18 protein-coding genes are annotated in these 19,557 nt (G+C 69.4%); 7 read left to right on the top strand and 11 right to left on the bottom strand.

Annotated elements, in window-relative coordinates; all coding sequences use genetic code 11:
• Window positions 1-210: hypothetical protein (locus Psi02_RS07475; protein WP_373317606.1), on the top strand; the 210-nt coding region annotated here is incomplete at its 5' end.
• 49 nt (window positions 211-259) lie between these two features.
• On the opposite strand, the gene Psi02_RS07470 is transcribed toward Psi02_RS07475, so the two are convergent.
• Both Psi02_RS07470 and Psi02_RS07465 read right to left on the bottom strand, forming a co-directional pair.
• Entirely contained in the window at window positions 260-1,948 is a 1,689-nt protein-coding gene (locus Psi02_RS07470) for an FAD-dependent monooxygenase (protein WP_239094686.1), read from the bottom strand.
• A gap of 89 nt (window positions 1,949-2,037) precedes the next feature.
• Window positions 2,038-2,670 (bottom strand): acyl-CoA-like ligand-binding transcription factor, encoded by a 633-nt coding sequence (locus Psi02_RS07465; protein WP_239094685.1) that lies wholly within the window; start codon window positions 2,668-2,670, stop codon window positions 2,038-2,040.
• A 383-nt stretch (window positions 2,671-3,053) separates the two neighbouring features.
• Between Psi02_RS07465 and Psi02_RS07460 the strand changes: the two genes are divergently transcribed.
• The 4 genes from Psi02_RS07460 to Psi02_RS07445 all read left to right on the top strand — a co-directional run bounded on the left by Psi02_RS07460 (window position 3,054) and on the right by Psi02_RS07445 (window position 7,144).
• On the top strand, window positions 3,054-3,929 hold the full coding sequence (locus Psi02_RS07460; protein ID WP_203972709.1) for an ABC transporter ATP-binding protein: 876 nt from the start codon (window positions 3,054-3,056) through the stop codon (window positions 3,927-3,929).
• The gene (locus tag Psi02_RS07455; RefSeq protein WP_203972708.1) at window positions 3,926-4,762 is read left to right on the top strand and encodes an ABC transporter permease; all 837 of its coding nucleotides are present in this window, start codon (window positions 3,926-3,928) and stop codon (window positions 4,760-4,762) included. The genes Psi02_RS07460 and Psi02_RS07455 overlap by 4 nt, the downstream gene beginning before the upstream one ends.
• A 108-nt stretch (window positions 4,763-4,870) precedes the next feature.
• The gene (locus Psi02_RS07450) at window positions 4,871-5,956 is read left to right on the top strand and encodes an ABC transporter substrate-binding protein (RefSeq protein ID WP_203972707.1); all 1,086 of its coding nucleotides are present in this window, start codon (window positions 4,871-4,873) and stop codon (window positions 5,954-5,956) included.
• A gap of 3 nt (window positions 5,957-5,959) precedes the next feature.
• Window positions 5,960-7,144, top strand: a complete 1,185-nt coding sequence (locus Psi02_RS07445) for an LVIVD repeat-containing protein (protein ID WP_203972706.1) — start codon at window positions 5,960-5,962, stop codon at window positions 7,142-7,144.
• Window positions 7,145-7,416: 272 nt separating this feature from the next.
• Here the strand turns inward: Psi02_RS07445 and Psi02_RS07440 are convergent, their stop codons facing one another.
• The 9 genes from Psi02_RS07440 to Psi02_RS07400 all read right to left on the bottom strand — a co-directional run bounded on the left by Psi02_RS07440 (window position 7,417) and on the right by Psi02_RS07400 (window position 17,496).
• Window positions 7,417-7,872 carry a (2Fe-2S)-binding protein gene (locus Psi02_RS07440; RefSeq protein ID WP_203972705.1) on the bottom strand — a complete coding sequence of 152 codons (456 nt, stop codon included), beginning with the start codon at window positions 7,870-7,872 and terminating at the stop codon, window positions 7,417-7,419.
• An 11-nt stretch (window positions 7,873-7,883) separates the two neighbouring features.
• The gene (locus Psi02_RS07435) at window positions 7,884-10,127 is read right to left on the bottom strand and encodes a xanthine dehydrogenase family protein molybdopterin-binding subunit (protein ID WP_203972704.1); all 2,244 of its coding nucleotides are present in this window, start codon (window positions 10,125-10,127) and stop codon (window positions 7,884-7,886) included.
• 248 nt (window positions 10,128-10,375) lie between these two features.
• Window positions 10,376-11,338, bottom strand: a complete 963-nt coding sequence (locus tag Psi02_RS07430; RefSeq protein ID WP_239094684.1) for a TIGR03560 family F420-dependent LLM class oxidoreductase — start codon at window positions 11,336-11,338, stop codon at window positions 10,376-10,378.
• Window positions 11,339-11,527: 189 nt separating this feature from the next.
• Window positions 11,528-12,994, bottom strand: a complete 1,467-nt coding sequence (locus tag Psi02_RS07425; RefSeq protein ID WP_239094683.1) for a GMC oxidoreductase — start codon at window positions 12,992-12,994, stop codon at window positions 11,528-11,530.
• A 295-nt stretch (window positions 12,995-13,289) separates the two neighbouring features.
• Window positions 13,290-13,790, bottom strand: a complete 501-nt coding sequence (locus tag Psi02_RS07420) for a carboxymuconolactone decarboxylase family protein (protein WP_203972702.1) — start codon at window positions 13,788-13,790, stop codon at window positions 13,290-13,292.
• Entirely contained in the window at window positions 13,787-14,866 is a 1,080-nt protein-coding gene (locus Psi02_RS07415; protein ID WP_203972701.1) for an NAD(P)H-dependent amine dehydrogenase family protein, read from the bottom strand. Before Psi02_RS07415 ends, Psi02_RS07420 begins: the two co-directional genes overlap by 4 nt.
• Window positions 14,867-14,922: 56 nt before the next feature.
• Window positions 14,923-16,080, bottom strand: coding sequence for an acetyl-CoA C-acetyltransferase (locus Psi02_RS07410; RefSeq protein WP_203972700.1), 1,158 nt, complete (start codon window positions 16,078-16,080; stop codon window positions 14,923-14,925).
• 10 nt (window positions 16,081-16,090) lie between these two features.
• Window positions 16,091-16,708 (bottom strand): TetR/AcrR family transcriptional regulator, encoded by a 618-nt coding sequence (locus tag Psi02_RS07405; RefSeq protein ID WP_203972699.1) that lies wholly within the window; start codon window positions 16,706-16,708, stop codon window positions 16,091-16,093.
• Between the two features lie 14 nt (window positions 16,709-16,722).
• On the bottom strand, window positions 16,723-17,496 hold the full coding sequence (locus Psi02_RS07400) for an SDR family oxidoreductase (RefSeq protein ID WP_203972698.1): 774 nt from the start codon (window positions 17,494-17,496) through the stop codon (window positions 16,723-16,725).
• A 101-nt stretch (window positions 17,497-17,597) separates the two neighbouring features.
• Between Psi02_RS07400 and Psi02_RS07395 the strand changes: the two genes are divergently transcribed.
• Together Psi02_RS07395 and Psi02_RS07390 are read left to right on the top strand one after the other, a co-directional pair.
• Complete coding sequence (locus tag Psi02_RS07395) at window positions 17,598-18,437, top strand: enoyl-CoA hydratase (RefSeq protein ID WP_203972697.1); 840 nt, start codon at window positions 17,598-17,600, stop codon at window positions 18,435-18,437.
• Window positions 18,427-19,554, top strand: coding sequence for an acyl-CoA dehydrogenase family protein (locus Psi02_RS07390; RefSeq protein WP_203972696.1), 1,128 nt, complete (start codon window positions 18,427-18,429; stop codon window positions 19,552-19,554). Before Psi02_RS07395 ends, Psi02_RS07390 begins: the two co-directional genes overlap by 11 nt.
• Window positions 19,555-19,557: the final 3 nt, after the last annotated feature.

Here is a 19,557-nt window from a genome sequence, read left to right as displayed (position 1 = left end):
ACCGACGGCGGCCTAACCGACCTGCGCCTCCTCGGACCGGCCTGCCAGTTCCACAACCGCGACCGCTACCGCCGCCCCCACCGCTACCAACGCCGACGCGAAGGCAAGGACCGCTGGGCCTTCACCTACACCGGGCGGCCCCGACACCACCCACGCAAGCCGGCCGCCACGACCATGACAGGCGCCTCCCAGCCAGACCAACCACCCTGAGCGGCAACACCAGACGCGCACAACCGCCGGCATGTGCCTGAGAGCAGCGTCAGATCCTGGCGTCGGCGGACGGCTGACCGGCGCCCTCGACACCGCTATTCGTCGAGTGCCCGAACCAGCGGACGAGCGCCGACCGGAGTTCCTCGCGCTGCCGGTCGTCCGGACCGGGCGACGTCGACGCCCAGGCGACGTAGCAGTCCGGCCGCAGGAGCAGCGCGGTGACGTTCGGGGCGTCGCATCGTGCGGTCACGATGTGGACCCGATCGCGCCACGGTGCCGCGAAGTCGGCGAGCGTCCCGCCATCGGTGAGGTCCAGCAGCAGGGGCCGGGCGTCGCGGGTCAGCTCAGCGAGTCGTACCGTACCGGTCTCGGTCTGCAGCAGCAGGTCAGGTGCCCACCGGCCGGTCAGGGAGGCCGCGCCGGGGTCGGCGGGAGCCGTGCCCATGTCGTAGCGGATGTCGGCGCCGGCTATCAGGTCCGCAAGGCGCTGCACGGTGTGGCGGTCCGCCAGCAGTTCGCCGAACAGCTCACGGAGCGCGGTGATCTCGCTGCCGGGGCCGACCAGCACGCCCTGCGCCTGGGTGTGCATGGTCACCCGCTGACCGGCCGGGCGGCGCTCGGCCTCGTAGCTGTCCAGCAGCCCCGGAGGCGCCCACCCGCGCAGCTCGGCGGCGAGCTTCCAGCCCAGGTTGATCGCGTCCTGCAGGCCCAGGTTGAGCCCAGGGCCGCCCATCGCCGAATGGACGTGGGCGGCGTCTCCGACCAGCAGGACCCGTCCGGCGCGGAATCGGTCGGCCAGCCGGGTGTTGCCACCGGCCAGCCGCCGCAGCAGGTGCGGCCCGGGTCCTTCCGGTGGACCGATCGGCAGATCGACGCCGAGCACCCGCCGGACGCTGTCGCGCAGTTCGGAGATCGTGAGCGGTTCCTCGAACCCGGCGTCGTCACCGGACGGCAGGAACTCCGTCGTGCTCACCAACGACGGGCCGCTGGGGAACGGCGCGAACGTGATCAGCCCCCGCTCGGTGCGGTGGTGCATGAAGGGCGGGACGGCGCCGTAGCCGGGGATGACCAGCCCGCCGCCGACCGGATCGATCAGCTCGGCCGGCATGCTGACGTGGGCGCTGCGGGAGATCCTGCGATCGGTGGTCACGCCGGGGAAGCCGATCCCGGCGAGCTTGCGGACCACGCTGTGCCCGCCGTCGGCTCCCACCAAGAAGCGCGCCTCGATCCGGTACGGCCCCGCGGGACCGGTCACCTCGACCGTGGCCACGCCCGAGTCCTGGGTCAGCCCGGTCACCGCGTGACCCCGCCGGATCTCGACCCCGAGCTCGGCGGCGCGCTCCGCCAGCATCTCCTCGATGCGGCGCTGAGGCACCATCAGCAGGTAGACGGGGTTGTCGGGCAGGGCGGCCAGGTCCAGCGAGAACGCGCCGAACATGAAGGCCGGTGCCGGGCGCGGCGGCGCGGTGCTACCGCTGAGCCGTTCGTGCAGGCCGCGACGGTCGAGCATCCGCACGACCTGACCGACGAGCCCGTTGGCCCGCTGTTCGCCGGAGGGGCCGGTCAGTCGCTCCAGGACGAGCGGCCGGACACCGGCCAGGGCCAGCTCGCAGGCCAGCATGAGGCCGTTCGGACCGGCACCGGCGATGACGACGTCGATGGGCATGTCGATGGGCATGTCGATGGGCATGTCGATGGGCATGTCGATGGGCATGTCGATGGGCATGTCGATGGGCATGGCAAGATCCTTTGGGTACGGGTGCGCAACGCGCGCACGGTGAATCGACCCGGCGGCGCCGGGTTGACGTACTGGAGGACGAGCCCGGGCTACGGCGTGGGCAGACCCGCGGCGAACTGCGCCAGAGCCTCGGACAACAACTGCTCCATCTCTGCGGGCGGACCGATGCGCAGCCAGTGCTGCATGGCCACGTTGCCTGCGGCCGTGACCGCGGCGGCCACCAGGTGCGGATAGAGGTCACGGTTGACGTCGGTGCCGGTGCGCTCGGCCACCGCGGCGGCGATCTCGGCCTCGGCGAGTGCTCCCGCCCGCAGGAACTCGCCCTGCATCGCCGGCTCGGCGACCATCAGTTGCACCCCGGCGATCCACTGCCGGCGGTCGGTCACCGGATGCGCGACCGCCTCCGGCGGCGGCTCGAACTGCGCGCGCGCCGCGTGGGCGATGGACTCCCAGAGCGGCTCGGACGCGGGCCGGCCCCGCAACATCTCCGCGACCCGCAGGGTCCGGTCGAGGTGACGGGCGACGATCGCCTCGGCCTTGCTGGAGAAGTAGTTGTTGAACGTGCGCGGAGACACCCCCGCCGCCTCGGCGATGTCCTCCACCCGCACGCGGTCGAACCCGCGCTCGACCGTGAGCCGGACGGCCGCCCAGCTCAGCATCGCCCTCGTCTCACGCTTCTTGCGCTCTCGCAGTCCGAGCCGCGCGCCGTCCTCAGTGCTCACGTCACTCACCCTACTCGATGTTGCGCGTCCCGCAAGTATGCGGACTCAGTAAATATGCGGACCATGCAAATATGCACAGTCCGCAACTTTGTTTCCCGTCTGCCGATCCGTCCCGCATGCGATCGGCGGTGGACCGTCGGCGCGGGAGCGGAATCGTCACGCGTGGACACGCCGCGGCCGGCGGTCTCCCTCGGCCCACATCTCATTTCGCAATCGATTGCGTGGCGCCCATTTTCCGAAGGCCAAGGTGAGCTTCCTGCGGCCCAAATAATGCGTATACACCATATTGACGCTACTGAACCCGTTGGGTACCGTCGGCGCAACCGATTGCAGCGGTCAACGCCAGAGGCAGGAAAACACGCTGATCTGAGCAGGGAGCTGGGATGGGGCAAGTAGAGGCCCACAGTGCGCCCGGCGCACAGCGCGCCGTAGATGACGCCGTGCCGGAACCGGCACTCATCGAGGCGGCACATGTGACCGCGGGTTATGACAACAGACGAGAACACACACGACTCATCGCATTACGGGACGTCTCACTCCAAGTACGGCGGGGCGAATTCCTCGCCATCGTCGGACCGTCCGGTTGCGGGAAGACGACCTTCATCAATCTGATCGCGGGTTTCGTCAAGCCGATCGAAGGTTCGGTACGAGTACGCGGCAGTGAGGTGACCGGCCCGGGCGCCGACCGGGCGATGGTCTTCCAGGACTACGCACTCCTTCCGTGGCGAACGGTCGAACGGAACATCCGGTTCGCCATGGAGAACCGTCGCGGGCACGTGCCGAAGTCGGAGCAGGCCGGACGCGTCGCGCAGGCACTCGAACTCGTCGGGCTTACGGGGTTCGAGAAGTCCTACCCGCATGAGCTCTCCGGAGGCATGCGGCAGCGAGTCGGGATCGCGCGCGCTCTGGTGACCGAGCCCGAGATCCTGCTCATGGACGAGCCGTTCGGCGCAGTGGACGCGATGACGCGTGAGGCCATGCAGGCGGAACTGGAGAAGATCATCGCCGAGACCCGGCAGACGGTCGTCTTCATCACGCACTCGATCGACGAGGCCATCCTGCTGGCCGATCGCATCGTGGTCATCAGCAAGCGGCCCGGCACCATCAGGGAAGTCATCGACGTCGACCTCCCACGTCCGCGATTCGACGAACAGGCCGACGTCCAGCGGTCGCCCAGGTTCGGAGAGATACGCAGTCACCTGTGGTCGCTTCTGGCGGACGAGGCCCTGGGCGCGAAGCAGGAGGGCGCATCACGATGACCGAGACGATCCAGGGCGCCGCGCGCACGAACGATCAGCAGATCGAGAGCATTCACGTCAGCCGGTTCGCGCCACTCAAGAACGTCGCGATCACCGTGGTCAACCTGGCCGTCTTCTTCGTGATCTGGGAGCTCGTCGCCCGCGCGGAAGTGATCAACGCGCTGTTCTTCCCGCGGGCGACCGAGATGTTCGCCGCGCTCTTCAACGGGTTCGCCGACGGCACGATCTGGCCGCAGCTCAGCCACAGCCTGACGAACTTCCTCATCGGCCTGGCGATCTCGGCGGTGATCGGCATCCCCGTCGGTCTGCTCATGGGTGCGAGCAGGGTCGCCGACCTGATCCTCAGTCCCTACGTATGGGCGATGACGTCGCTCCCCCGCGTCGCCCTGATCCCCCTGCTGATCCTGATCATGGGGTTCGGCAATTCCATGCAGCTGACGATCATCGTTCTGTCCGCCGTGTTCCCGATCATGGTCAACTGCATGGCGGGGGTGAAGACGGTCGAACCTTCACTGGTTCGGGCCGGCGAGGTGTTCGGGGCCAGCAGGCCGCAGATCTACCTCAAGGTGATCCTTCCGTACACGCTCCCGTTCGTGATCTCCGGCGTCAACCAGGGCATCGCCCGCGGACTCGTCGGCATGCTCATCGGTGAACTGCTCGGCGGCGGAGGGAACGGACTCGGCTTCCTGCTGGACAAGGCGGGCGAACAGTTCGACGCCCCGATGTTGTACGCGACTTTGATTCTTCTCGCAGTCATGTCCGTCGGATTGGTACAGGCGATGCGCTGGCTCGAACAGCACGCGGCGCCGTGGCGCGACATCTCACGCGCATAGATCTCTCCACCCGCATCTCTCGGATTTCCTCACCCCCCAGGGCCGGCGCGGTTCGCCATCCCCCACTTCCCACAGCCGCTTCCATGGGACGACGCCCAGGAGTCACCGATGCACAGATCCAAGCAGTTACTGACCGTCTTCAGCCTCACCGTCCTCGTCGCGGCCTGCGGAGGCGCGGGCGGAGGCGACAAGGCCCCGAACGCCGCGAACCAGAGCGCCCCGGCGAGCGCCGACGACATCGACGCGACGATCGACACGACCAAGGTCAAGCACAACCTCGTGGTCGGCGTCGACAACCCGTACTACCTGTTCCACGAGGACATCCTGGTGGCTCAGGAGAAGGGGTACTTCAAGGAGGTCGGCATCGACACGGTCGACATCAAGACCATCGAGGACCCGCTGCCCGCCCTCATCGGCGGCTCGCTCGACATGTCGCTCTACGACTCCGACACGACGATCGCCGCCGCCAAGAAGAGCAACACGGGAGTCCGGTTCCTGTCGGTCTACCTGGGCGGCGAGGCCAACATCCTGGGTGTCCACAAGGGCATCAACACGGCCGCGGACCTGAAGGGCAAGACGATCACGGGCGGCCAGTTCAACAGCCGCAACGACGCGATCCTGCGGGAACTGCTGACCAAGAACGGTGTCGTCCCGGACAAGGACGTCAAGATCGTCAGCACCGGCGGCCAGTCCAACGAGCGGCTCCAGTCCGTGATCGCCGGCGTGGTCGACGGCGCCAGCCTGCAGCTTCGCCACCGCAAGGTGCTGGAGAAGGAGGGCGGCAAGTTCCTGTTCGAGGAGACGCGCAAGGTGCCGCAGAACGGGTGGGCGGCCAACAAGCTGCTGACGGAGAGCCCGGAAACCGTCACGGCGTTCCTCACGGCCACGCTGAAGGCACGGCAGTTCATCACGAACCAGGCGAACAAGGACGAGGTCCTGGCGCTGATGGTGAAGAAGGGCTTCGACGTGCCGCCGGAGTTCGCCGACGCGTACTCGGCGGAGAACGCCACGGACTACCACGTGGCCGACGGCGGATTCGATCCCGCCGACATGGACAAGTTCATCGCGGACCAGATCGGGTTCAAGTCGGTCCCCGAGGGCACCGACTGGCGTGCGTACACCTACCTCGTCCCGCTCTGGCGCGCCCAGAAGATCCTGGGCCTGCCGTTCAGGCCCGCTCTCGGGAACGTGTGAGCCATGGGCGTGGGAACGGCTGCCGCCAAGGGACTCCGGCTTCTCGCCCACCACGACCTCGCCGGCAGCGGCGACGGCATGCAGGTGATGCGCGAAGGCGACGCCCTCTACGTCGGCCACAGCGGAACGTCCCGGATGGGCACCTCGATCCTGGATGTGGCGGACCCCCTGCGTCCCCGGTTGGTGGACCAGTGGCGCGCTCCTGACAACACCCACACGCACAAGGTCCAGGTGGCCGGCGGACTGCTGCTCGTCAACCACGAGCGCTTTCCGTACCGGCCGGCCGGGCCGCTCGGTCCGCACTCGGCGGGCCTCGCGGTGTACGACCTGAAGGACCCCTTCGCCCCGGAGCAGATCGCGTTCTGGGAGTCGGGGGGCAAGGGCGTCCACCGCATCGTGTGGGAAGGCGGCCGGTACGCCCACATGTCGGCGGTGCCCGACGGCTTCAGGGACCGCATCTGGGTCGCCGTCGACCTTTCCGATCCGTCGCGGCCCGTCGAGGCCGGGCGCTGGTGGTGGCCGGGCCAGTGGGAGGCCGGCGGCGAGCACCCGGACTGGCCGGACGGCCGCCGCTACGCCGCTCACCACGCCCTCACCTCCGGCGACGTCGCCTACCTCGGTTTCGACGATGCCAACCTGGTCGTGCTCGACGTCTCCGACATGACCTCTCCGAAGATGATCGGCCGGTGCCGGTGGGGTGGCGGTGCGACGCACACGTGCCTGCCGCTGCCCGGCCGCGACCTCCTCGTGGTCACCGACGAGCAGCAGCACGACGGTCCGCGCGCTCCTGAGCGGCGGATCCACCTCGTGGACGTCGCCGACCCGGCCGTACCGTCGTACCGCGGCGCCTTCCCGCATCCGGACGGTCCGTACGACGACCTGCCGATGCGCTTCGGACCGCACAACCTGCACGAGAACAGACAACGGTCCTACCGGAGCGAACGCCTCATCTTCGCGACGTACTTCAACGCGGGCGTTCGCGTCTACGACCTGGAGGACCCGGATGATCCCCGCGAGATCGCACACTGGGTCTCCGAGACACCGCCCGGCCAGCAGGCGCCGCAGGCCAACGACCTGTTCGTCGACGAGGGCGGGCTCATCTGGGTGACCGATCGAACCCACGGCGGGCTGTTCGTGCTCGAACCGGAGCCGGCCCTGGCCGCGCTGATGGAGGAGGCGCGTGCGTAACCGCCTCTGACGATGAGGTGGCAATGAGGTGGCAATGAGGTGGCACTGAGGCCCCGGTGAGACGCCGGACCTCATCCATCAGGTGAACGGCCATCGCAATCGGTTACACGCCAAGATGCCGTGACCCGTACGAGCCGCGGCAGGTGAATCTTGGACACCCTGCCACCGGTGCTCCGGGTCATGGCATGCAACCGATTGCGATGGCACCTGCTGTACAGAGAACCCGCCGACGGCGGCCACGCGCCCGGTGGACGGGCTGCACCCTTCGCCGCCTACATCTTCGCCGCCGCCCGCTTGATCGCCTCCCGGATGCGGAAGTAGGTGCCGCAGCGGCAGACGTTCTGGATCGCGTCGATCTCGGCGTCGGTGGGGTCGGCGTTCTTCCGGAGCAGCGCCACGGCCGCCATGATCTGGCCGGGCTGGCAGTAACCGCACTGGGCCACGTCCTCCTCGAGCCAGGCCTCCTGCACGGGATGCAGCGTGTCGCCTTCGGCGAGCCCCTCGATCGTGGTGACCTCCCTGCCCGCCGCCTCGGACACCGGGACGACGCACGGGTTGACCGCTTCCCCGTCGAGGTGGCTGGTGCACGCCTTGCAGACGTCGATGCCGCAGCCGTACTTCGGACCCGTCACGCCGAGCTTGTCGCGCAGCACCCACAGCAGGGGCATGTCGGCAGGCGCGTCGACGGTGACGGTCTTCCCGTTCACGGCGAAGGTGTAGGTGGGCACGGTCTGCCTCCTCAGCGGGGGAACGGAGTGAAGTCGACGTCGAAGTTGATCGGGAAGCTGCGCGGTCTGGTCCCGGTGGCCCGCGCGTAGGCGTTGGCGATCGCGCCGACCGCGGCGGGTACCCCCAGCTCGCCCGCGCCGCCCGGCTCACCGTCGGCGGGCATGATGAAGATCCGCACGTCTGTCGGCGAATCCTTCTGCCGCGCGTAGTGGAACTGCGAGTAGCTGCCCTCCAGCGGCAGGCCCCTGTCGATGTGCAGGCCCGCCCGCAGGGTCGTGGAGATCGCGTCCGTGAGTCCGCCGAGCAGTTGCGCCTCCAGCCCGCGCGGGTTGATCGGGCGGCCGACGTCCGCCGCGATCACCGCCCGGACCACCCTCGGCTTTCCCGGATCGCGCGCGTCGATCTCGACCAGGCACGCGGTGCAGGACTTGTACTCGTCGTGGAAGCCCACTCCCTGGGCGAATCCCGCCGGCATGGTGCGCCCCCAGTTCCCGGCGGCGGCGACCTTGTCCAGGACCCTCCGCTGCCGGTCGGTCTTGAGGAAGGCGCGGCGGAACGCGACGGGATCCTTGCCCATCCTGTTCGCCAGCTCGTCGACGAGGATCTCCTCGGCGCCGCGGGTGTTGGCCGAATACACCGACCGCCAGCTCGCGGTGTGCATCTTCAGCGGCACCTCGTTGAGCAGTTCGGTCACGACGCCGAAGTCGTAAGGCACCTTCACGGTGGTGAGGAACACCGTCTGCGCGAAGCTCAGGTTTCCGGCGACGGGGAGCCGGGCCGCGGTGGCAGTGAGGATCTCGCCGAGACCGTGCCGAAGGTCGGTCTCCACGGCGGCCACGCGATGCTCGTAGGTGAGCACCTGCCCGAGCGCGTAGGTGGCGCGGATCTTGTGGTGCGTCGCCGGACGGGCCCGCCCGTGCCGCATGTCGTCGATCCGCGACCACATCAGCTTGACCGGCCTGGCCATGGCCTTGGAGATCTGCGCCGCTTCGAGCGCGCCGTCGAAGAACAGCCTGCGGCCGAACGAGCCGCCGCTCTGCCGCACATGTACGGTGACACGATCCTCCGGCAGGCCGATCGCGGCGGCGATGGTCTGCTTGGCGACGATCGCGGACTTGAGCCCTGCCCAGATCTCGGCCTGGTCGTCGCGTACGTCCGCGATCGCGGAGTTGGTCTCCAGCGGCGCGTGGCTGACGAAGGCGAAGTCGAACTCCGCGTCGACGTGCCGGGTCAGCAGCGGCGGCACGACGAACGGCAGGGCGGCCGCGCGGAGCCGCTTGCGGATGTCGGCGTCGGACAGGGCGTCGACGGTCCCGTCGTTCCAGGTGACGTCCAGCGCGTCCTTGGCGTCCAGCGCCTGCCCGAACGTCTCGGCCATGACCGCGACGCCGGTCGGGACGACGGCGAGGTCGATCACGCCGGGCATGGCCCGCACCGCGGTCTCGTTGTTCACCGACCGCACGGTGCCGTTGATCGTCGGCGGCCGCCGCACCATCGTGGGCTTGGCGCCCGCGACGTCGAGGTCCAGGGTGTAGCGCATCGCGCCGGTGACCATCGCCCGGGCGTCGATGCGCGAGGTCGGGGTGCCCACCAGGGTGTGCTCGGACTCCGGTTTCGGTTTCGCGGTGAGACCTTGCAGCGGAAGCGTCGCCGCGAGGCCTGTGAGGGAGCCGTAGGAGGCCGTGCGCCCGTCCGGTGCGACGACCGCGCCGTCACGGGTGACGAGCCGGTCGGGTGACAGGTCCCATCGCCTGCCCGCCGCGGCGACCAACCGTGCCCGCGCGGCCGCCGCGGTCCGGCGCACGGGACCGTAGACCGAGCGGATCGTGTTGGAACCACCGGTGAGCTGGTTCATCAGCAATTCGGGCCGCGCGTCGGCGAGCCGTACCCGCACCTTCGACAGCGGGAGGTCCAACTCCTCCGCGACCAGCATCGCCACCGCCGTGGTGATGCCCTGACCGACCTCGGCGCGCGGCAACTCGAAGTGGGCCTCGCCGTCCTCGGTCACCTCCAGCACCAGCAGGTTCGCCGTCGGCGTTCCGGCGAGGATGAGGACATCGCCGAGGTCCATGATGTCCGCGGGCTGCGGCAGGCCGGGCACTCCCGCCTCGGCGGCCGCCGCGTCGAGCCCGTCCGGGGCCAGGTTCGTCGTCGCGAGCGTCAGCGTCGGGGCGGCGACCAGGAAGGTCAGGAACCGGCGCCGGCCGACCGCCCCTTCGTCGTGTTCGGCGGCGCTCTTGGTGGGGCTGCCCATGGAGATCCCCTCTCACCAGACACTGAGGTAACTCACGGGTACGGAGCATCGTCGCACCGTCACGGATCCGGTATGTGATGTTCCGCAGTACCGGCCGGAAATTTCCGCAGGCGCGGGGACGAGTCCCCCCGTCACGCGCGGGCCCTCACCCAGGTCGTGTCTGACACTCCCTGGCGCCATCGTCCGGGATACATGAGAGATCGTCTGAACTTCCCGGCGCTCCCACCGGCCCCCGGCTCAGGTGCGGCTCACGGGCCCACGACCTTCGTCGCCGCGAGGTGCGGCAGGACCTCGGCCCCGATCAGGGCGATGTGGTCCAGGTCGTGGATGTCGAAGATGAACAGGTAGACCGTGTCGAACCCCAACTCCCCCAGACCTGCGAGTTGTTCGGCGACCTGATCCGGGGAGCCGATCGCCGCGACGCTGCGGAAGAACGGCGCGATGCCCTCGGACCGGCGCTCCACCTCGGCGGGCGTGGACCCGCAGGCGACGGGCACGCACGCCGACCGCCGCGGCTCGCCCGGGTCTCTGCCGATCTCCTCGCAGGCCCGGGTGAAGGTCGCCATCTGCTCGCGCAGGTCGCCGCCCAGGCCCGCGTTGAACTCGGACGCGTACCTGGCCGCGATGGCCGGGGTCCGCTTCGGCCCGGTGCCGCCGATCAGGATCGGCGGGTACGGCGACTGGAACGGCCGCGGCGGGGTGCGGTTGGCCTCGATGCGGTAGTGGACTCCCTCGAAGGAGAATCCCTGATCGTCTCCGAAGGGCGTACGCCACAACCCGGTGATGATCTCCAGCTGTTCCTCGAGCCGGTCGAACCGTTCGCCCGTGTCCGGGAACGGGAACCCGAACGCGGCGTGCTCCCGGGCGAACCAGCCGGTGCCGATGCCGAATTCGACACGGCCGCCGCTCATCTCGTCGACGGACGCGACGACGGTCGCCAGCAGACCGGGGGCCCGGAACGTCGCCGCGCTCATCAGCGCGCCGAGCCGTATCCGCTCGGTGTCCCTGGCCAGCCCGCCGAGCGTCGTCCAGCAGTCGGTGGGCCGATAGGCCGGGTCGTCCGGGTCGACGCCGAGCAGATGGTCCGAGCGGAAGAACCCGTCGAACCCGGCCCGCTCGGTGGCCAGTGCCAGCGCCAGGATGTCCTCGTAACGGGCTCCGTGCCGGGGCTCCATGAGGACGCGGAGCCTGATCCCTTCTCTGCCTGCCACGTGACCGCACCGCCTTCATCTGGATGTGCTCGGGGCGGCATCTGAAGATCAGCCGCGATGATCTCACTATGCAGAGCGAGTGGCCGCATGAGCAATACGCGATTCATGTCGTGGACGCCCGCGGGCTGGACATGCGAGTGCACGGTCACCTGAGGTGGCCGTGCACGCGCGTGCGGGATCGGGCCCTCGTCACAGGTCGGTGGCGATGATCTTTTCGATGTTCCGTTCGGCGAGCGCCGTGATGGTGACGAACGGGTTGACGCTGGTGTTGCCGGGGATCAGCGAGCCGTCGATGACGTACAGGCCGGGGTAGCCGGCGAGCCGGCCGTAGTTGTCGGTGGCCTTGTTCAGCACCGCGCCCCCGAGCGGGTGGTACGTGAGGTGGTCGCCCCAGATCTTGTAGACACCGAAGAGGTCGGTCCGGTAGATCGTCCCCTCCTTCGCGTTGATCTTGTCGAAGATCGTCTTGGCCATGTCGATGCCCGGCTGCTTCCAGGCGGTCTGCCAGTTCAGATCGACCTTGCCCGTCGCGGCGTTCCAGGAGAACTGGGCGCGGTTCGGGTTCTTGGTGATCGACAGGTAGAACGAGGCGAAGGTCTCGATCCCCACTGGCAGCGGGGCGACCTCGGCGAACGCGCCACCGGCGGTCCAGTTGTCGATGCCGGAGCAGGGAATGGTCGACTGGAGGCTGCCGGTCGGGTCCCACAGCCAGTTGGCCCGGCCGCACATGACGTTGCCGTTGTCGCCCCAGCCCTTGCCGACCTCGTCGTTCAGGAGGGGCAGCACGCCGGTGGCCTTCAGCTTGACCAGCAACTTGCTGGTGCCGACGCTCCCGGCGGCGAAGAACACCCTGTCGGCGAGCACGGTCTTGACGTTCGTGACGTCGCCGTTCGTGTTGAGCTGGTCGATGGAGACGGTGTAGCCGCCACCCGCCGCCGGAGCGACCGAGGTGACCCTGTGCAGCGGGGAGATGGTGACCCTGCCGGTGGCCTTGGCCTGGGCGATGTAGGTCTTCTGCAGTGATTTCTTGCCGTAGTTGTTGCCGTAGAGGATCTCCCCGGCCAGCGCCGACTTGGTGGCGGTTCCGGCCTGCTCCTGCTTCATGTAGTCCCAGTCGTACACGTTGGGCACGAAGCCCCAGGGGAACCCGGAGCGTCCGGCGTGCTTACGCCCGACCCGGGAGTACTGGTAGGCGGAGGCGGACTCGAACCAGGCCGAGTCGATGAGGCCGACCCCGAGCCCGGCGTTGGCACGCGGGTAGTAGGTGTCGTACATCTCATCGGGGTTCACCGACGGGAGGACGAAGCTGAAGTTCTCCCGCTTGGGCGTGACCGCCATACCACCGTTGACCAGCGAACCGCCGCCGACGCCGCGGCCCTGGTAGACCGTGATGCCGCTGAACTCCTCGGCGTCCAGGATCCCGGTGTAGCGGGAGATGTCCCTGTCGATCGGGAAGCCGAGGAAGTAGTTGAGGGGCTGTTTGGTCTTGGTGCGCAGCCAGTAGGACCGCTGGTCGGGATTGAGCGTGCTACAGAAGATCTTGCCGTCCGAGCCGGGGGTGTCCCAGGCCATGCCCATCTCGATCATGTGCACGTCGACGCCCGCCTGGGCGAGACGCAGAGCGGCGACGGATCCGCCGTATCCGGTACCGATCACCAAAACCGGGACATGTTCACCGGAGGCGATCGGGGCGGCTGCGGGGAGGGCCACCGCCGCCTGAGCCGGAGCGGTACGGCCCGCGAGGGCCGCGACTCCTAGTAGAGAACCGGTTCCAGTGATGAATTTTCGGCGCGAGAATCCTTTGTGACCAGTACCGCCCGAGGTGTTGTCGACCATTTCGATCTTTCCCTACTCTCAGACAAGTTCTCGTTACTGTGCGTGACGCCGCTACCTCTCCGTGAGTGGCCTGTGGGTGGATCGCCCGCCTGGTGGTCGCCAGGTCGTGGCGCGTCTATCGGTTCGGCGCAGGGCGACGGGCCGACGGCAGCATGCACACCGCGTCCAGGCCCAGCACGTGGTTGAGCCGGCCGAAGGCCAGCCAGGAGCCGATGCTCATACTCAGCTCGACGATCTCGAGCTGGCTGTAGTGCGCGGTCATCCGCGTCCAGAACTCGTCGTCGATGCCGTGGTGGTCCAGGGCGTACCGCTCGGCGTACTCGGCGGCCAGCCGGGTGCGGTCGTCGAAGGCGTCGGTGGTCCGCCACCGGGTCACCGCGTCGGCGAACTCCTCCTCGACCTTCTGCCCGTCCCGCTCGGTACGCCAGTCGAGACAGAAGACGCACCCGTTGATCTGCGCGATCCGCAACCGCGCGGCCTCGAACTCGCGGAGCCCGAGGGTCGTGTGGGCGTACACCGACATCGAGAACTTCGAGGCGGCGATCCCGATGCCGGGGACCATCTCGCCCCACACGTACTCGATCGCGTCCTTGCCCTCGGGGATGTCGATGTTCACGGCTGCTTCCTTCCGAGTCTGCCGACCGCGGGACGCAGGGGGACGTCGAGCGCGTCGTAGAGTCCGGGGTCCGCGTCCACGAGCCAGTCGATGGCGCCCACCAGCCGGCCGACCGCGGTGGCGTTCCCGCCCGCGGCCCGGTTGCCGCCCTCGTCGGTGGCCTCGACCGTGACCTCGATGCGCGGGCTGCCCTCGATGATGACGCGGTGCGCCCCGTCGCCGTCGGGCGGCGTCGGCCAGTCCGGCGCGCAGGACGCGTGGATGCGGGTGACGTGCTCGATGACGATGCGGGGTTCGCCCTCGACGATGCCCTGCACCTCGAACCTGATCGCGCCCTGGGTGCCGGCCTCGAAGTCGCCCATCGCCTTGGTACTCACCGTGGACTCGAGCGGGCGCCGGTCCAGGGTCTCGCGGATCTCGTCGAGTTCGACACCGAGTGCCCTGGCCATCAGCCGTATCTGCCCGCCCCACACCATGGTCGGGATCGTCGGCGCGGTCATCGGCGGCTCGTAGTCCATCGGCTGGCCCATGCCGACCAGGTAGCGGACCGAGTCCGGCTGGTCGTAGGTGGAGTAGTCGAAGATCTCCTGGCAGCGGATCACGTCGACGGTGGTGCCGAGTCCGCTGATCAGCAGGGGCAGCACGTCGTTGCCCCAGCCGGGGTCGACGCCGGAGACGAACAGCGAGCCGCCGCCCTCCGCGATGGCGGCGAGCACCGGTTCCCGCAGTTCTCGTGGGGCGTTGCTCTGGTCGTAGAGCGCGTACAGCGAGGGAGTGACGACCACGGCTCCGCCCCGGATCGCCCTGATGATGTCGGCGAGGGCCTCGTCGGGACGGATCTCACCCGATGCCGCGTACACCACGGCGCCCGGACCGGCGGCCAGCACCGCGTCGACGTCGTCGGTCGCCGCGACCCCCAGATCGCGGCCGAGCCCGGCGAGATCACCTGCGTCACGGCCGGCCTTGCCGGGGTCGTGGACGAGTACGGCCGCCAGTTTCAGGGCCGGGTGGGCCTCGACGGCACGGATGGCCGCACGGCCGACATTGCCGGTACCCCAGACAATCGTGGGAATCATGGCCGGATCCTAACAAGCGCTTGCTTTGCTGTATAGTGCCCTCGGCGAGCGCCTCACTACAGGCGTTCGAGGATGGTGACGTTCGCCTGGCCGCCGCCTTCGCACATCGTCTGCAGGCCGTACCGGCCGCCGGTGCGCTCCAGTTCGTGCAGCAGGGTGGTCATCAGCCGGGCGCCTGTGGCGCCGAGCGGGTGGCCGAGCGCGATGGCGCCGCCGTTGGGGTTGACCCGGGCCGGGTCGGCCCCCGTCTCCTTGAGCCAGGCGAGCACCACCGGGGCGAACGCCTCGTTGATCTCCACGGCGTCCATGTCGCCGATGGACATGCCGGTCTTCTTCAGCGCGTGCGCGGTGGCCGGGATCGGCGCGGACAACATGCGGATCGGGTCCTCGCCGCGCGCCGACAGGTGGTGAACGCGGGCCCTGGGCCGCAGGCCGTGCGTCCGCACCGCCTCCTCCGAGGCGATGAGGAGCGCCGCGGCCCCGTCCGAGATCTGCGAGGCCACCGCGGCGGTGAGCCGTCCGCCCTCCTCCAGGGTGCGCAGTCCCGCCATCTTCGCCAGGGAGGTGTCGCGGCGCGGGCCCTCGTCGGCCGAGACGCCCTCCAGCGGCGCGATCTCCCGCTCGAAGCGCCCCTCGTCGATCGCCAGGATCGCGCGCCGGTGCGACTCGTAGGCGAAGACCTCCATGTCCTCCCGGGAGATCTCCCAATCCCGGGCGATCATCTCGGCGCCGCGGAACTGGGAAACGTCCTGCCCGCCGTACCTGGCCTGCCAGCCGCGCGAGCCGGCGAACGGCCCCTCGGTGAGGCCGAGGGAGTCCGCGGCTCCGCGAGAGGCGAAGGCGATCGGGATCTGGGACATGTTCTGCACCCCGCCGGCGACCACGAGGTCGCTCGTGCCGGACATCACGGCCTGGGCCGCGAAGTGCACCGCCTGCTGGGACGAGCCGCACTGGCGGTCGACGGTCACGCCCGGCACCTCCTGGGGCAGCCCCGCGGCCAGCCAGGAGGTCCTGGCGATGTCACCCGCCTGCGGGCCGACCGCGTCGAGGCAACCGAAGACGACGTCGTCGACGGCCGCCGGGTCGACCCCGGACCGCGACATGAGCTCGGTCAGGACATGCGCGCCCAGATCGGCCGGGTGCACGCCGGACAGTCCGCCGCCGCGCCTGCCCACGGGGGCGCGCACGGCTTCGACGATGTAGGCCTCCGCCATCGAGAACTCCTCAGGTCGTCACGATCCCTTCCAGGACCATCGCCATGTACTGCCGGGCTATCTCGTCCGCGGACAACCGGCCGTCGCTGCGGTACCAGCTCGCGGCCAGCCAGACGGTGTCGCGGGTGAAGCGGTAGATCAGACCGGTGTCGAGGTCGGCGCGGAAGACGCCCTCCATGACCCCCCGGTCCAGCACCGACAGCCACATCGCGCGAAAGCGCCGCTGCGAGTCGGTGAGGTAGGCGAAACGCGGGTTCGTCGCCAGATGCTTCGACTCGTTCTGATAGATCACGACCGCGGGGCGATGCCTGTCGATCGTGCGGAACGACTCGGCGATCAGCGCCCGGAAGGTGTCCCGCGCGTCGAGCCCGGATCCGATCACGGCGTCGTAGGCCGCCCACATGTCGGTGAGGAAGACCGACAGGATCTCGTCGACCATCGACTCCTTGGAGTCGAAGTGGTAGTAGAGGCTGCCTCCGAGCATGCCCGCGGCGTCGGCCACCTCGCGGACCGTCGTCGACGCGTACCCCCGCGACGCGAACACCTCGGCGGCGGTCGCGAGCAACTCGGCCCGGCGCTCGGCGCGGGCGGCCGCGGTGCTCTCGGAGTCTCGGCGTCGTGGGCTCATGGAAGGTCGACCTCTCAGGGGTGCCGGCTGGAGACCGAGACGATCTCCCCGGTCATGTAGGAGGAGTAGTCGCTCGCGAGGAAGACCATAACGTTGGCCACTTCCCAGGGCTCCGCGTGGCGGCCGAAGGCCTCGTTCCTGGTGAGCTCCGCCAGCACCTCCTCCGTCGTCACCTTGGCCAGGTGCGGGTGCATGGCCAGCGAGGGCGCCACGGCGTTGACGCGCACGCCGTACGGCGCGGCCTCGACGGCGGCGCATCTGGTCAGCGCCATGACGCCCGCCTTGGCCGCCGCGTAGTGGGCCTGGCCCTCCTGAGCCCGCCAGCCGATCACCGAGGCGTTGTTCACGATCACGCCGCGGCCCCTCGGCTGCATGCGCGACAGCGCGGCCCGCGTGCAGCGCATGGTGCCGTTCAGCGTCACGTCGAGGACCCGGTTCCACTGCTCGTCGGTCATCTCGGCGAGCCTCGCCGTGCCGCCGAGGCCGGCGTTGTTGACCACCACGTCCACCGGGCCGAACCGCTCCTCGGCGATCGTGAAGAGGTTGCGCACCTGCTCCTCGGAGGTGACGTCGCATGGCACCGCCGCCACGTCGTCGCCGAACTCCTTGCGCAGTTCGGCCAGGGTCTCCTCGAGCCGCCGTTCGTGGGCGTCGCTGATCACCACCCGCGCGCCCTCCTCCAGCATGCGCCGGGCGCAGGCGCCCCCGATGCCGGTGCCGGCGGCCGCGGTCACCGTCGCGACCCGGCCGCGCAGCAGGCCGTGACCGGGAACGTAGGTCGGCTGCATGCCCCGCCCTTCACGGACTGCCCGGCTGACCGGGATCCTCCTCGCTGAGCCTTACGTGGTTTACTCTATCAAATAGTTGTTAGAAAGAATGCGAGGATGCCATGACCGTGGTCCGCTACGAGCGGCGCGGACCCGTGGCGGTGGTCACCATGAACCGCCCGGAGTACCGCAACGCGCAGAACTCGGCGATGACGTACGCCTTGGACGAGGCCTTCTACCGGGCGGTGGCCGACGACGACGTCAAGGTGATCGTGCTGGCCGGCGAGGGCGGGCACTTCTCGGCGGGACACGACATCGGCACTCCGCAGCGGGACGCGCATCTGTCCTTCGACCGCAGGGCGGCCCTGTGGTGGGACCACGTGGGCAAGGACGGGGCGGAGAGTCGTTTCGCCCGCGAGTCGGAGGTCTACCTCGGCATGTGCCGGCGGTGGCGGGAGATCCCCAAGCCCATGATCGCGATGGTGCAGGGGGCGTGCATCGCCGGCGGCCTCATGCTGGCCTGGGTCTGCGATCTGATCGTCGCCTCGGAGGACGCCTTCTTCGCCGACCCCGTGGTGCGGATGGGCATCCCCGGCGTGGAGTATTTCGCCCACCCCTGGGCCATGCCGCCGAGGATCGCCAAGGAGTTCCTGTTCACCGGCGACCGCATGCCGGCTCGCCGCGCGTACGAGATCGGGATGGTCAACCGGGTCGTGCCTCGCGACGAGCTGGAGGGACAGGTCCTCGCGCTGGCCGAGCGGATCGCGGCCATGCCGCGCATGGGCCTGGCGCTGGCGAAGAAGGCCGTGAACCAGGCCGAGGACCTGCAGGGCATGCACGCCGGGATGGACGCGGTCTTCGGGCTGCACCATCTCGCCCACGCCCACAACGCCGAGACCTCGGCGGACTCCCTCGCCGGAATGGATCCCAAGAGCATGAAGGCGGCAGCCGATGGATCTTGACCTGTCGGCCGCGGAACCGTTCCGCGCCGAGGTCCGGCACTGGCTGCGCGCCCACGTCCCCGCCACACCGCTGCCCTCCCTGGAGACCGGGGAGGGCTTCGCCGCCCACCGCGCCTGGGAGCGCGAACTGCACGCGGCGCGGCTGTCGGTGGTGTCCTGGCCCGAGGAGTACGGCGGCCGGAACGCGACGCCGCTGGAGTGGCTCGTGTTCGAGGAGGAGTACTACGCGGCGGGGGCGCCGGGCCGGGTCGGCCAGAACGGCGTCAACCTGCTCGCGCCGACCCTGTTCCGGTACGGCACGCCCGAGCAGCTCGCCCGCGTCCTGCCGCCGATGGCCTCGGGTGAGGTGATCTGGGCGCAGGCCTGGTCCGAGCCGGGGGCGGGCAGCGATCTCGCCTCCCTGCGCGCCACCGCGACCCGGGCCGACGGCGGCTGGCTGCTGAACGGCCAGAAGACGTGGAGCTCGCGGGCGGCCTTCGCCGATCGGGGCTTCGGCCCCTTCCGCTCCGACCCGGAGGCGGAACGGCACCGCGGCCTGACGTACCTGATGTTCCCGCTGGACGCCGGCGGGATCACCCGCCGCCCGATCGGCCGCATCGACGGCAAGCCGGCGTTCGCCGAACTCTTCTTCGACGACGTGTTCGTGCCCGACCGGGACGTCATCGGCGACCCGGGTGAGGGCTGGCGGGTCGCGATGAGCACCACGGGCAACGAGCGCGGGCTGACGCTGCGCAGCCCCGGCCGGTTCCTGGCCGCCGCCGACCGGCTGGTGGAGCTCTGGCGCGAGCGCGGCGATCCCGCCGACACCGCGCTGCGCGACCGGGTGGCGGACGCGTGGATCAGGGCCCGGGCCTACCGGTTGAAGGGCTTCGAGACCATCTCACGCACCGACGACGTCGGCGCCGAGTCCAGCGTCAACAAGGTCTTCTGGTCGGAGCTCGACGTGGCGCTGCACGAGACGGCCCTCGATCTGCTCGGCCCGGACGGCGAACTGGAGGGTGAATGGCTGGAGGGATACGTGTTCTCCCTCGCCGGCCCGATCTACGCCGGGACCAACGAGATCCAGCGTGACGTGATCGCCGAGCGCGTGCTCGGCCTGCCGAGAGCGGGGCGGTGACGG

Source organism: Planotetraspora silvatica (assembly GCF_016863315.1).
GTDB classification, from domain to species: Bacteria; Actinomycetota; Actinomycetes; order Streptosporangiales; family Streptosporangiaceae; genus Planotetraspora; species Planotetraspora silvatica.
This window is presented reverse-complemented; position numbering and strand designations above follow the sequence as displayed.